The sequence below is a fragment of the Candidatus Polarisedimenticolaceae bacterium genome (assembly GCA_036275915.1).
Lineage (GTDB): Bacteria > Acidobacteriota > Polarisedimenticolia > Polarisedimenticolales > DASRJG01 > DASRJG01.
The window spans coordinates 27,309-40,745 of the sequence record DASUCV010000011.1 but is presented as its reverse complement, the minus strand read 5'-3'; the positions used below and the strand labels follow the sequence as shown (position 1 = coordinate 40,745).

Below are 13,437 nucleotides of genomic sequence, written 5' to 3'. Positions count from 1 at the left end.
CCGCGGAGGAACGGCCATGAACATCCGCACGCTCGCCTTGCTCGCCCTCGCGGGGTCCCTCACCTTCGGCTGCCGCGCCACGCCCCTCGGCGGCGCCGCCGCCGGCGGCGATCTCACAGCGATGAAGACCCTTCTCGACGCCGGCGCCGACCCGAACGCCGGGGGACATTTCACGATCTCCCCGCTCGCGCTCGCCGCCCGCACGGGACACGTCGATGCGATCGAGCTGCTCCTCGCCCGCGGCGCCGATCCGCACCGCGGCAGCGGCGTGAACGGCTGGACGCCGCTCCTTCACGCCCTTCACAAGGGCCAGATGCCCGCGGCGATCCGCCTCGCGGCGACCTGCACCGCGCCCTCGCACGAGCTGGACCAAGCGCTCTTCATGGCGGCCGGGTACGCCGAGGCCGAAGCGGTCCAGGCGCTCCTCGCACGCGGCGCCGATCCTCACTACGCCAAGGACGGCGAGACACCGCTGTCGGTCGCAACCGCCGGCGCCTTCGACATCGACTACGCGTACGGCTCGTGCGAGGCGCACGTCGCGACCGTCAAGGCGCTCCTCCGCGCGGCACCCGACCTCGCGCTCACCGGCGAGGCCGGCAAGAAGGCACGCCGCGCCGCCGAGCAGCGCGGATGCTCCGACCTGCTCGCGCTCGTCCGCTAGGAGCCGAGCGGGAAGCCGCGCCCCAGCTTCCGGGCGATGCGGTCCTGGAGCCAGTGCGGGTCCCACCACTCCACCGGGCTGACGGGGAGCCCCTGCAGAAGAATGGCGAAGTGGAGATGATCGCCGGCGGCGAGGCCGGTGTCGCCGCTGTGGCCGAGCACCTGGCCGCGGGTCACGGTCTGGCCCTCCTTGACGTCGATCGACGAGAGGTGGCCGTAGAGCGACATGAGCCCGTAGCCGTGGTCGATGACGACGGCGTTGCCGTAGATCCCGAGGAAGCTCGCGAGCACGACGACGCCGTCGTTCGCCGCAGGCACGGGCGCGCGCGAGACCCCCGCGAGGTCGAGCCCGAGATGGTCCTGCTGATCGACGCTCTTGCCCTTGTACACGTAGCTGCGGCGGTCGGCGAAGTGCGCCATGACCTTGGTCGAGCCCATCGCCTGGAACGGCTTGTTCCAGAGGAACTTCGCCTGCGATCCCTTCGCGAGCTCGATGAGCTTGGCGTTGTCGATCTTCCGCAGGTTGCGGTTGATCTCGAGGTAGTTGTCGAGCGGGTTGCCCTTGTCGGCGAGCTCGGGGGTCTGCGACATGATCGGCCCCACGACCTTGGCGAGGAACTTGTCGTCGAGCGGGATCGTGTCGCGGTGGAGCGGCTTCGCGAAGAACTTGTCGATGAAGGCGACGTGCGACGCATTGCCGACTTCGTCCTCGGCGGTCAGGCGCACTTCCGACGCGTCGCCGAGATCGTAGGGAACGGCGAAGAACGCGAACCGGTCGTCCTTGCCGCCCCCGGGAAGCGGGAATCCGGGGAAGAACCATGACCCGGCGACGACACCGTCCTTGACCGATGTCTCTCCGACCCGGTAGACGACCGCCTCGCAGCCGCCCTGATTGATGTAGGTGAACGACGAGACGACCGCGAGCGACGGCGGCGTGAGACGGACCGGGAGCGTGACCTCCTGGCTGACTGCCTCGGGGTGGCGGAGCCAGCTCCCGGCGCGGGAGGCGGTCACGCGGACCGTCGCATTGCCGGCCTTGAGCCCCTTCTGGGCATCGCGCCCCAGCTCCAGCTTGAACGTGTCCTCCGGGGTCTTGGCGCCGCCGAACGACCACGCCGCCTCCGGAACGTACGTTTTTTCCGCGAGGACGTCTTTCCGGTCCCCTTGAACGAACTCGATCTTCACGCCGGTCAGGCCGCGCGCCGGCTCCTTCACCGTCACCGTGACCGGAGTCTTGGCGCCGATCGCTTTGGCGGCCGGCACGATCGCGATCTCCGGAACGCCGCCGGTGCGCACTGCGCCGCGCACGCCGAGCACCAGGCCCGCGAGCAGGATGAGGACGAGGAGAACCTTGGGCAGGAGGCCGCCGCCGCGCGAGCGGCGATCGTAGGAGGAGCGTCGTTTCATCGCGCGGCCTGCGCGTCGCGAAGAATCGCTTGCATCATCGGCACGTAGAACCTCCAGTAGAACGCGGTCTCGGACGGTGCCAACTTCATCCCCTCGGCGAAACGCCGGAAGACCGTGTACCCGAGGAACGGGACGGGCCTCGGGTCCATCGGATTGTCGGCGAAGTCGCCGGCAAAGTACCAGGCCGTTCCCATCCGGGTCACGGCGGGAAAGCGCGCGGGGAGCTTCCGCGCCGCCAGCCGGCTCCTCCCCGCCTCGGTGAGATGCCATTGGAACGAGGCCAGGCGCGTGGCGCCGCGCTCCTCGACAACGTCGAACCAGTAGGGGTACGGGACGAGATCGGCGGCGTGGTCGAGCGTGCCTTTCTTCTCATCGCGCTCGATCGTGAGGCCGATCGCCTCGGCCTCCGGGCCGATCCGCAGGACCTCGCAGTGCTCGTCGTCCTGCATGAGGACGTAGCCGGGCCCTTCGAATTGCCACGGCTTCTTCCACTCGCGCTCGTAGTCCTCCCTCATCCACTGCGGCACCTCGGCGCGATCGTCGAGATGCGGGAAATACCGGCCGATCCAGCGCGTCCACCTCACCCCGAGTGCCGACTCGAGGATGCCGCGTGCGTCCGCGCCGGTCGGGCTTCCGAGCGTGTTGAACTCCGCGACGAGCGTCTTTCCCTGCCGCGGCGCCTCGGCCGCGGCCTCGGCCTCGGCCGTCGTGAGCCCGCCGTAGATCTTCGGGCTGCGCTCGAGGGCCGCCGCCATACGGGCTCCGCTCCTGAGATCGTCCCGGTAGACGCCGTAGGTGTCGGCGAGATAGACGAGGCGGGCGCCGCGGACGTCCTCGGCGGCAAGGTCACGCGTCCGCTCGGGTGGGTCGCCCGCCAGGGGCGGTGGATGAGCCCCGAGATAATCGCGATCGAAGGCGTACGGTGTGCCGTCGGCGTGGACGATCCGGTCGTGCTCGAGCAGCCAGAACAGCGAACGGTGCTCGATCCAGTTACGGAACGGCACGGTCTTGTCGAGGACGACGAGCGGGAGCGGCCGTGCCGGGCGCCACTCGTACCCGGCCCAGGGGATCAGCACCGCGAGGGCGACCGCCAGGAGCGGCCAGATCCACCGGAGGGCACTCATCGAGACAACGAGGGCTCGTCCACCACGCTCGCGACGCGCGCGAGCGCCGCGCCAAGCGCCGTGCGATCGGGCTCGACCAGGGTCACGTGGCCGAGCTTCCGTCCGGGTCGCGCGGGCTTCCCGTAGAGATGGAGATGCGAGCCCTCGATCTCAAGGAGCGAGGCCGGGTCCGGGGTCTCCCCGATCAGGTTCACCATGGCGGCGACGCCGTTCATCGCGGTGTCGCCCAGGGGAAGGCCGAGGAGCGCGCGCAGGTGGTTCTCGAACTGGCTCGTGCGCGAGCCCTCGATCGTCCAGTGCCCCGAGTTGTGGACGCGCGGAGCCATCTCGTTCGCGACGAGGCGCCCCTCGTGCTCGAACAGCTCGATCGCGACGACGCCGACGTAGTCGAGCGCCTCGAGCGCGCGACCGGCGAGGCCCATCGCGCTCTCTGCGAGCGTCGGGGCGACCTGTGCCGGCGCGACCGAGAGGCGCAGGATGCCGTCGCGGTGGACGTTCTCGACGAGCGGCCAGAAGGCGGTATCGCCGTTCCGCCCGCGCGCGGCGAGGATCGACAGCTCGCGCGTGAACGGAATGAACCCCTCGAGGATGAGCGGCCGACCTCCGAGCGCCGCGAACGCGGGGTCGAGGTCGCTCGGGCGGCGGAGCACGCGCTGGCCCTTGCCGTCGTACCCCTCGGTGCGCGTTTTCAAGACGGCGGGAAGTCCGAGCGCCTCCACCGCACGGGAGAGATCGTCGCGCGTGTCGACGGGGGCGAACGGCGCCGTTCCGAAGCCGAGGTCGCGGAAGAGGTGCTTCTCCTTGAGACGATCCTGCGCGACCTCGAGCGCCCGCGGCGACGGGTGCACGGGAACGCGCTCGGCCAACCGGCTCGCGACCGCGACCGGGACGTTCTCGAATTCGTAGGTCACGAGATCGACCTCGCCGGCGAACGCGACCAGCGCGTCGTGATCGTCCCACGACGACGAGCGAAGCTCGGCGAGATGGCCCGCGGGAGCTTCGGCGCTCGGGTCGTAGAAGACGAAGCGCAAGCCGAGGGGATACCCCGCCAGGGCCAGCATCCTTCCGAGCTGACCCGCGCCGAGCACGCCGACAACCGTCATGTCGTTCTTCGGGCCTGGCCTTCCGGCTGGCGCGGGTCCGGGCTGTCGAGGACGCGCTCGGTCTGCGCGACGCGGAAGTTCTTGAGCGCCGCGCGGATCTCGGGGTGGTGATTGCCGAGAATCGCCGCGGCGAGGAGCGCCGCGTTCACGGCGCCGGATCTCCCGATCGCGAGCGTCCCCACGGGCACGCCGGCCGGCATCTGGACGATCGAGAGGAGCGAGTCGACCCCCTTGAGCGTCTTCGACTCGATCGGGACGCCGAGGACCGGGAGCGAGGTCTTCGAGGCGGTCATGCCGGGAAGATGGGCCGCCCCACCCGCGCCCGCGATGATGACCTCGAGCCCGCGCGCCTCGGCGGACCCGGCGTACTCGAACAGGAGATCGGGAGTGCGGTGGGCCGAGACGACCTTCACCTCGTGGGCGATGCCGAGCCGCTCCAAGGTCTCCGCCGCTTCCTGCAGAGTCTCCCAATCGGAGCGCGAACCCATGATCAGGCCCACGAGCGGCTTCATGCGCGGATTGTAGCAGCCGGAACGACCGGCATTTCGAGGGTCGGGGCCCCGAACGCCTCGGCGGCTTCGTCGAAGAGATCGCGCTCCCGCCCTTCGTAGCGCGGCGAGAGATGGAAGATCGCGAGGCGCTTCGCGCCCGCGTCCCGCGCGAGCCGTCCCGCCTGGGCGGCGGTGAGGTGATGCCGCTCCGATGCGAGATCGCGATCGGCATCGAGGAACGCCGCCTCGCAGAGGAGGAGGTCGACGTCGCGGACGAGCTCGGCGGCGCGCGCCAGGTTCACCTCGGTCCCCGCCAGATCGGTGAGGTAGCCCAGCGCCTGGCCCGGCCCGCGCCGCACGACCTCCGGGCCGATCTCGCCGAGGGACAGCGTGACGGAGGTCCCATCGTCGCGCTCGGCGGCGATCGGGGTGTCGCCGGCTTCGCCGCGGCGGATCGCGTCCTTGAGGCGCGCGAGCCACGGCCCCGGCACGAGCCCCCGGCGATCGAGCCGGTCGCGATCGACCGCGAGGTGCTCGACCTCGCGTACCGCGATCCCGAGGACGGGAAGACCGTGATCGAGCGTCGCGACGTCGACGCGAAAGGCCCGCTCGGCGTGCACGGTCCCCGTGAACGGGACGTCGGGGAGCGGCTCCGGCCGCATCTCCGAGGCGCCGGAGTACTCCTCGGCGCGGAGGACGGCGCCCGCGACCTCCTGAACGCGCAGGCGGACGGGATAGCTCGCGATGAGGTTCCACGCGTATGCCGCGACGCGCCCGCGTACGCTCGAGAGAAATCCCTCGGGGCCGGTGACCGTGAGCAGGTCCTCCCGGCGGAGCGCGATGCGGAGGAGATGATCGAAGCCGACGAAGTGATCCATGTGCGTGTGAGTGACGACGGCGTGGGCCACACGGAGCAGCTTGCGGTGCGTCACGTGGGTGAGAGCGGGGAGGTCGAGGAGGAGCGCGCGCCCCTCGTCGGGCATGTCGACCCAGACGCCCGGGTCGCCGGTCGGCGGGTGCAGGAACGCCGGATGGAAGAGCCCGCGCATCACTCGAGGTGGAGCGCCAGCGTCGGCTGGACGAAGCGGTTCTCTCGCGCGGCGGCGAGATCGATCGACGAGGCGAGCGCGCGACCGAGCGGGCGCGAGAGCGCGAGCTTCAGCGTGAGATCGAGGACGGCGCCGGCGGCGCCCGCGATCGCCAGCCCTCGCATGGCGGCGGCGTCGACGCGGAACGAGAGGAAGCGCAGGACGAGCGAGCCCCCCGCCGCTCCGAGCGCGATGTAGGCGGCGACGCGCACGACGCTCCAGACGTTCCACGCGAGCGCGGCGGCGCGGAGAGGCCTCGTGGCGGCGCGCACGATCGTGGCGACGTACGCGTTCATGTAGTTGAGGAGGATCGCGCCCATGACGAGCGCGCCGAGGTTCGCGGTCATGACGGCCGCGGCGACGTACCAGATCAGCTCGCGCGTGTGCCTGGCGAGCGTCTCGAGCGGCCGCGCCTCGGGGCCGCGACCCGACTCGAGCCACGTCAGCATCTCCTCGCGGTACGGCTTGGCGCGGAGGACGCGATCGTCCACCTCGGTGGCATTGCGAAAGAATACGTAGGTCGACGCGACCGACGTTCCCACCGCCCAGGCGCCGACCGCCGCGGCCGACCACGCCGTTCCGAGGAACGACCCGGCGGCGAGATAGGCGACCCACCCGAGGACCCCCTGGGACAGGGGAAGGGCCGCGCGGCTGTTCATGCGCCATCCCATCCTGAATCCGACGACCCCACAAAGGAACGAAAACGCGAGGAAATACGGGGGTGACAGGGTCCAGGAGCCGGCCATGACGCCGATTGTCCCACGCTCGCGCGCTTGCCCCCGGCGGGGGGACGCCGGTATCTTCCCTCTCGATGCCGCGCTCCCGATGGCTCGCCGCGCTCCTCCTGTCGTGCGTGCTCGTCCCCACGCTGGCGGCGGCGCGTCCCGCATGCTGCCTCAAGCTTCAGACGCCGAAGCGTCCCGCATGCTGCGCGACCACGGCGGCGTCCCCCATGCCGAAGGGTTGCTGCAAGGCTCCGGCGACCCCGCGGCCCGCGGCGCGCGCCAAGGACACCCTTGCCGGGCTCGCGGCCGCGGCGACGTCGGCTCCCGTCACGATGATCTCGTTCACGATCACGCCGACGGAGGCCGCGCGTCTTGCGCGCCGCAGCCACCGCGCCGCTTCGCCCGACGATTCCCCGCCCGATCTCCTGAGCCTGAACCGCTCCCTCCTGATCTGACCCCTCGCGCGAGACCCGTGAGCCGCGCGGACGCCGCCGTCCGCGAGACCGTGTCGTCCGTGGAGGAGTCGATCCATGAGAGTCGTTGCCGCAATCCTGTTCGCCACGTCGCTCGGCCATGCCGCCGATCCGCCGCCCGCGAATCTCGCCGCGATGCTCGCCGAGCTCGACGCAGCGAATCCCGACCTGCTCGCGGGAATCGCGCGCGCGCAGGGCGCGCGGGAAGTGCCCGAGAGGCGGCAAGCGCTCCCGGAGCCGAAGCTCTCGGTCTCGTACACGAACGACAGTCTCGATCGGCTGACGCTCGGCAGCTCGGAGTTCTCGAACGTCACGGTCGGCTGGGAGCAGGACGTCCCGCGGAGGAGCGTGCGCGACGCGGCGTCGGGTGTCGCGAAGGCGGACGCCACGATCGCGAGCCTGTCGGTCGAGTCGATGCGTGCACGTCTTCGGGCGCGCGTGATCGGCCTGTACGCCGATCTTTACCGGCTCGATCGGACGGCGGCTTTTCTCGGGGAGACGGGAGAGATCCTCGCGACCGAGCTTGCGGCGGCGAGGGCACGCTACGAGTCGGGAATGGGGACGCAGGAGAGCCTGTTGCGCGCGCAGACCGCGAAGCGCCGGCTGGATGTGCAGCTCGAAGAGACCGCCCGTGACCGGCGCGATGTCGAGCTGGAGCTCTGCGCGACCCTCGGGCGCGACGCTGGAGCCGCCATCGGTGCGGCGGCGTCGCTGCCTTCCGCGACGCTCCCCGCGGATGCGACGTCGCTCGCGAATGCGGGGTCGGACTCCTCGCCCTTCGTCCGCGAAGCCGCGGGGCGGACCGCGCGTGCCGAGGCGGCGTTGACCGAAGCCAAGTCCGCCGGGAAGCCCGAGCTCTCCTGGCTCGCCGCGTACCAGTACCGCGGCGGGCTCGATCCGATGGTCGTCGGCGGGATCTCCTTGCGCCTCCCGGTGTGGAAGTCGCGGGACCAGGCACGCGGGATCGTCCAGTCCGAGGCCGATCTGACCGCCGCGCGCCACGACCGCGACGCGGCCGCCCTCAGGGCCCGCGCCGAGACGCTCGCGGCGGTCAACGACGTCGCCTCGGCCGACCGACGCCTCGTCCTCTACCGCGAGGCGTTGATTCCCGAGGACGTGGCAGGGCTCGAGGCCGCGCGCGCGCAGCTTTCGGCGGGGCGGTCCGAGCTGGGCGTGGTCCTCGATGCCCTCAACCGTCTTCTCGCCGACCGCCGCGACGCGACCGATCTCGAAGCGGCGCGCCTTCAGACTTTGGCGCGTCTCGAAGCGGCGACGGGAACCACGATCGTCGAGGTGACGCCATGAGGAAGCTCGGGGTCGCGCTGGCCGTGGTGGCCGCCCTCGGTGCGGGCGCTCTCGGCGGGTATCGCTACGCGGTCGCGCATCGCGCCGGTGGGACGGTCGAGCAGGCGAGCTCCGCCAAGGCGCTCTATCACTGCCCGATGCACCCGAGCGTCGTCTCCGACCGTCCCGGGGCCTGTCCGATCTGCGGGATGACGCTCGTCGCCAACGCGACGAGCGATGCCGCTTCAGCGGGCGTCCCGGTCGCGGGCCGGGTCCCCGTCACGATCTCCGAGACGGGGCGGCGTCTGATCGGCGCGCGCACCGAGACGGTCGTGACCATGCCGCTCTCCCGCACGATCCGGACGGTCGGAAAGGTGTCTTACGACGAGACGCGGATGTTCCACGTCCACACGAAGATCCAGGGCTGGATCGAGCACGTCTTCGCCGGCGCCGCGGGGGACGCCGTCCAGCGGGGCGATCCGCTCCTCGAGATCTACAGCCCCGAGCTGCTCGCGAGCCAGCAGGAATACCTGGTCGCGCTCGATCACCGCTCCCGCGCGGTGACGTCGTCGGTCCCGGGCGTGCGCGAGGACGCCGAGCGGCTCGTCGACGCCGCGCGCAAGCGCCTCGTGCTCCAGGACATGACCGAGGGGCAGATCGAAGACCTCGTCCGTACGCGGCAAGCGCAGCGGACCGTCATCCTCTATTCGCCCCTCACCGGAACCATCACCGCGAGGAACGTCAGCCACGGCGAGAGGATCGAATCCGAGACGAGCCTCCTCGACATCGCCGACCTCTCCTCGGTGTGGCTGCAGGCCGCGATCTACGAGTCCGATCTCCCGTTCGTGCGGGCGGGCCAGCCGGCCACGATCACGCTTTCCTTCCTGCCGGGAAGGACGTATCGCGGGCGCGTCGAGCTGGTCTCGCCGCTCGTCGACGAGCCGACGCGGACCGTCGCCGCGCGCATCGTCCTCGACAATCGCGATCTCGCCTTGAAGCCGGGGATGTTCGCGGACGTTGCGCTCTCCGGCGATCTGGGAGCGCGGCTCACCGTCCCGAAGGACGCCGTCCTCAGGACCGGAGAGCGCGATCTCGTCTTCGTGAGCCCGTCCGCCGATCAGTTCGACCCGCGGGAGGTCAAGCTGGGCATCGCGCTCGCCGACCGTTACGAGGTCGTGTCGGGTTTGAAGGCAGGCGAGCGCGTCCTCGCCGCGGCGAGCTTCTTCGTCGACTCGGAGTCGCGGCTGCGATCGGCGTTCCAGGCCGCAGGCGGCCCCACGCCATGATCGCGCGCGTCATCGCATGGTCGGCGAGGAACAAGCTGCTCGTCATCCTCCTGACCCTGGTCGCGGTCGGCTTCGCCGTCCAGGCGGTGAAGACGATCCCGCTCGACGCGATCCCGGACCTCTCGGACACGCAGGTCATCGTCTACTCCCGATGGGACCGGAGCCCCGACGTCCTCGAGGACCAGGTGACCTACCCGATCGTCACGTCGCTCCTCGGCGCGCCGAAGGTGAAGGCGATCCGAGGGTTCTCCGACTTCGGCTACTCGTTCGTCTACATCATCTTCGAGGACGGGACCGACCTCTATTGGGCGCGGAGCCGCGTCGTCGAGTACTTGAGCAAGATCCTGCCGCGCCTCCCCGAGGGGGTGCGGACGGAGATCGGCCCCGACGCGACCGGCGTCGGGTGGGTTTACCAGTACGCGCTCGTCGACCGCACGGGCCGCCACGACCTCGCCGAGCTGCGCTCGTTCCAGGACTGGTACCTGCGCTACTGGCTCCAGAGCGTCCCCGGCGTCGCCGAGGTCGCGTCGATCGGCGGATACCAAAAGCAGTACCAGGTCCAGGTGCGGCCCGAGCGGCTTCGGGCCTACGGGGTCTCGCTGGAGCGCGTGATCGAGGCGGTGCGTGACGGGAACGCCGAGACCAGCGGGCGTCTCGTGGAGATCGCGGGGTCCGAGTTCACGGTCCGCGGCCGCGGCTACGCGAAGAGCGTCGCCGATCTCGAGTCGATCGCGCTCGGCGCTTCCGCGTCCGGGACTCCGATCCTCGTCCGCGACGTCGCGGAGGTCTCGATCGGACCGGAGATGCGGCGCGGGATCGCCGATCTCGACGGTCGCGGCGACGCCGTCGGCGGCATCGTCGTCATGCGTAGCGGTGAGAACGCGCTCAACGTCATCGAGCGAGTCAAGTCGAAGATGCGCGACGTCCACGCCTCGCTGCCGGAAGGGGTCGAGATCGTCCCGACCTACGACCGCTCGGGGCTGATCGTGCGCTCGATCCACACGCTCGAGCACGAGCTGATCCTGGCCCTCGTCATCGTGAGCCTCGTCGTCCTGATCTTCCTCTGGCACATCCCCTCGGCGATCGTGCCGATCGTCACGATCCCCATCTCCGTCCTGCTCGCGTTCATCCCGATGTCCCTCCTCGGCGTGACGTCGAACATCATGTCGCTCGCGGGGATCGCGATCTCGATCGGCGTGCTCGTGGACGGCGCGATCGTCGAGGTCGAGAACGCTTACAAGAAGCTCGAGATCTGGCAGCACGGCGGGGGGAAGGGCGACTTTCACGCGATCCGCCTCGCCGCACTCCAGGAAGTGGGGCCGTCGGTCTTCTTCTCGCTCCTCGTGATCGCGGTCGCGTTCCTTCCGATCTTCACGCTCGTCGATCAGGAGGGGCGCCTCTTCAAGCCGCTCGCCTACACGAAGAACCTCGCCATGGCGATCGCGGCGATCCTGGCGATCACCTTCGATCCCGCCGTCCGGATGATGTTCACGCGGATGCACGAGTCGGTCTTCCGTCCGCGGTGGGCGGCGTGGCTGTGGAACAGGGTCACTGTGGGAACCTATTACCCCGAGGAGCGGCATCCGGTCAGCCGTGTCCTGTTCGCCGTGTACGAGCCGGTCTGCGACTTCGTTCTCCGTTGGCGCAAGACCACGATTGCCGCCGCGCTCCTGCTCGTCGCGATCACGGTGCCGGCCTACTTCAAGCTCGGCCGCGAATTCATGCCTCCCCTCGACGAGGGCGACCTCGTCTACATGCCGATCACGCTTCCCGGTGTGTCGGTCACGGAGATGGAGCGCGTCCTCCAGCGCATGGACGCGCTCCTCGCCGACACGCCGGAGGTGATCCGGGTCTACGGGAAGGCCGGACGAGCGGAGACCTCGACCGATCCTGCGCCTCTCTCGATGGTCGAGACGACGGTCATGCTGAAGCCGATGTCCCGGTGGCGGCCCGGGATGACTCGCGAGAAGCTCGAGGCCGAGCTGCACGCCAAGCTCCAGCTCCCGGGGGTGACGAACGCCTGGGTCATGCCGATCCGCAACCGCATCGACATGCTCTCCACCGGCATCCGGACGCCGATCGGCGTCAAGATCTTCGGGGGTGACCTGGCCGTCATCGAAGAGGTCGGCGCGTCCGTCGAGGCGGCGTTGCGCGACGTGCCGGGGACCCGCAGTGTCTTCGCCGAGCGGACGACCGGGGGGAACTTTCTCGACTTCGATCTGAAGCGCGACGCTCTCGCGCGCTTCGGCCTCTCGGTGAGACAGGCGGAGACCGCCATCACCTCCGCCATCGGCGGGGAGCCGGTGACGACGATCCTCGCCGGGCGCGAGCGGTACGGCGTGAGCGTCCGTTATCCGCGCGAGCTGCGCGACGACCCGTCCGCGATGCGGCAGGTCTTGATCTCGCTCCCCTCGGGGGGCTCGGTGCCGCTCGAGCAGATCGCCGAGATCCGGACACGCACCGGCCCGGCGATGATCCGCGACGAGAACGGCCTGCTCGCCGGCTACGTCTTCGTCGACGTCGCGGGCCGCGACATCGGCGGATACGTCGAGGAGGCGAAGCGGCGCGTTGCGGCCTCCGTCCACCCTCCGGCCGGCACCTCGCTCCAGTGGAGCGGGCAGTACGAGAACATGGAGCGCGTGAAATCGCGCCTGAAGCTCGTCGTCCCGCTGACGCTCGCCGTCATCATCGTGCTGCTCTACCTCAACACGAAGTCGGCGGCGAAGACGACGATCGTCATGCTCGCGGTCCCGTTTTCCGCCGTCGGCGCCGTGTGGCTCCTGGCCGCGCTCGGCTACAACGTCTCGATCGCGACTTGGGTCGGCCTCATCGCGCTCATGGGGCTCGACGCCGAGACCGGCGTGTTCATGCTGCTCTTCCTCGACCTGGCGTACGACGAGCGCGTCGCCGCGGGGACGATGCGGACGAAGGCCGACCTGCGGGAGGCGATCATCCAGGGTGCCGTCAAGCGTGTCCGGCCGAAGCTGATGACGGTGACCGCCGCCTTCGCGGGACTGTTGCCGATCATGTTCTCGACGGGGACGGGCGCCGACATGATGAAGCGGGTCGCGGCGCCGATGATCGGCGGCCTCGTGACCTCGTTCATCCTCGAGCTTCTGGTCTATCCGCCGGTGTACGCGATGTGGCGCGGGAAGTCGCTGCCGGCGTAGCTACTTCGAAGCGACGTTGTTCGCCGCCACGTGCTCCATCATGTGCTCGCCGATCCACTTCGCCATGATGTCGGCGGGCATGGGAGCGAGCGTGAGCGTGATGTCGCGGTCCTGACCCTGCCGCTTCACCGTGTACGTCACCGACTGTCCCGGCTTCCATCCCTGCCGCACCTTCTGGAGCGCGGCCTCGTTGTCCGTCGCGAGGCGGACGCCGTTCAAGGCGGTGAGCACGTCGCCGGGCTGCAGGCCCGCCTTTTCGGCGGGGCTTCCCGGGACGACCTTGTTCACGTAGTAGCCGCCGGCGGCGCTGGTGCCGGGCTCGTACTCGATGCCGACCCAGCCGCTCTGTTTGAGGACCGACGACATGTGATTCAGGCACTCCTGGATCGGGACGTTGCACTTCGCCCCGGAGCCTCCGGCGCGCGCGACACCCGCCGCGATGACGATCGTTCCAAGGGCCAGGAGGGCCCTGCGCATGGTCATGACTCGACCTCCGGCTCGCCGCTCATCGTAAGGCCGAAGGAAACCGAATGCCTCCCCCGCCCTGTAAAAACATGTGCGAGTTGTCAAAGCGCTGTAAAGACGTGGGCGCGCGGGGCTGCCCGGGCCGGAAGTCGAGGCTATAG

At 70.0% G+C, this 13,437-nt stretch carries 12 protein-coding genes; 5 read left to right on the top strand and 7 right to left on the bottom strand.

The features are described 5' to 3' along the window. Positions 1 to 16: 16 nt before the first annotated feature. On the top strand, positions 17 to 661 hold the full coding sequence (locus tag VFV19_09765; protein HEX4824591.1) for an ankyrin repeat domain-containing protein: 645 nt from the start codon (positions 17 to 19) through the stop codon (positions 659 to 661). Here the strand turns inward: VFV19_09765 and VFV19_09760 are convergent. From VFV19_09760 to VFV19_09735, 6 genes are read right to left on the bottom strand one after another with little or no spacing between them, the layout of a single operon-like run. After that, the gene (locus tag VFV19_09760; protein ID HEX4824590.1) at positions 658 to 2,067 is read right to left on the bottom strand and encodes a M23 family metallopeptidase; all 1,410 of its coding nucleotides are present in this window, start codon (positions 2,065 to 2,067) and stop codon (positions 658 to 660) included. The genes VFV19_09765 and VFV19_09760 overlap by 4 nt on opposite strands. After that, on the bottom strand, positions 2,064 to 3,191 hold the full coding sequence (locus VFV19_09755; protein HEX4824589.1) for a hypothetical protein: 1,128 nt from the start codon (positions 3,189 to 3,191) through the stop codon (positions 2,064 to 2,066). The genes VFV19_09760 and VFV19_09755 overlap by 4 nt, the downstream gene beginning before the upstream one ends. Beyond that, positions 3,188 to 4,294 (bottom strand): 5-(carboxyamino)imidazole ribonucleotide synthase, encoded by a 1,107-nt coding sequence (locus VFV19_09750; GenBank protein ID HEX4824588.1) that lies wholly within the window; start codon positions 4,292 to 4,294, stop codon positions 3,188 to 3,190. The genes VFV19_09755 and VFV19_09750 overlap by 4 nt, the downstream gene beginning before the upstream one ends. Then, positions 4,291 to 4,806, bottom strand: coding sequence for a 5-(carboxyamino)imidazole ribonucleotide mutase (gene purE, locus VFV19_09745; GenBank protein HEX4824587.1), 516 nt, complete (start codon positions 4,804 to 4,806; stop codon positions 4,291 to 4,293). Before purE ends, VFV19_09750 begins: the two co-directional genes overlap by 4 nt. Continuing rightward, positions 4,803 to 5,834, bottom strand: a complete 1,032-nt coding sequence (locus VFV19_09740; GenBank protein ID HEX4824586.1) for an MBL fold metallo-hydrolase — start codon at positions 5,832 to 5,834, stop codon at positions 4,803 to 4,805. The genes purE and VFV19_09740 overlap by 4 nt, the downstream gene beginning before the upstream one ends. Further along, on the bottom strand, positions 5,834 to 6,532 hold the full coding sequence (locus VFV19_09735; protein HEX4824585.1) for a hypothetical protein: 699 nt from the start codon (positions 6,530 to 6,532) through the stop codon (positions 5,834 to 5,836). The genes VFV19_09740 and VFV19_09735 overlap by 1 nt, the downstream gene beginning before the upstream one ends. Positions 6,533 to 6,684: 152 nt before the next feature. Here VFV19_09735 and VFV19_09730 point away from each other — a divergent pair, with 152 nt between their 5' ends. The 4 genes from VFV19_09730 (at position 6,685) to VFV19_09715 (ending at position 12,811) form a co-directional block, all read left to right on the top strand. Then, on the top strand, positions 6,685 to 7,053 hold the full coding sequence (locus tag VFV19_09730) for a hypothetical protein (protein ID HEX4824584.1): 369 nt from the start codon (positions 6,685 to 6,687) through the stop codon (positions 7,051 to 7,053). Positions 7,054 to 7,128: 75 nt separating this feature from the next. After that, positions 7,129 to 8,376 carry a TolC family protein gene (locus tag VFV19_09725; GenBank protein HEX4824583.1) on the top strand — a complete coding sequence of 416 codons (1,248 nt, stop codon included), beginning with the start codon at positions 7,129 to 7,131 and terminating at the stop codon, positions 8,374 to 8,376. Further along, positions 8,373 to 9,641, top strand: a complete 1,269-nt coding sequence (locus VFV19_09720) for an efflux RND transporter periplasmic adaptor subunit (GenBank protein HEX4824582.1) — start codon at positions 8,373 to 8,375, stop codon at positions 9,639 to 9,641. Before VFV19_09725 ends, VFV19_09720 begins: the two co-directional genes overlap by 4 nt. Beyond that, positions 9,638 to 12,811, top strand: coding sequence for a CusA/CzcA family heavy metal efflux RND transporter (locus VFV19_09715; GenBank protein ID HEX4824581.1), 3,174 nt, complete (start codon positions 9,638 to 9,640; stop codon positions 12,809 to 12,811). The genes VFV19_09720 and VFV19_09715 overlap by 4 nt, the downstream gene beginning before the upstream one ends. Here VFV19_09715 and VFV19_09710 read toward each other — a convergent pair whose 3' ends face one another. Beyond that, on the bottom strand, positions 12,812 to 13,294 hold the full coding sequence (locus VFV19_09710) for a PDZ domain-containing protein (protein HEX4824580.1): 483 nt from the start codon (positions 13,292 to 13,294) through the stop codon (positions 12,812 to 12,814). Between the last annotated feature and the right edge of the window lie 143 nt (positions 13,295 to 13,437).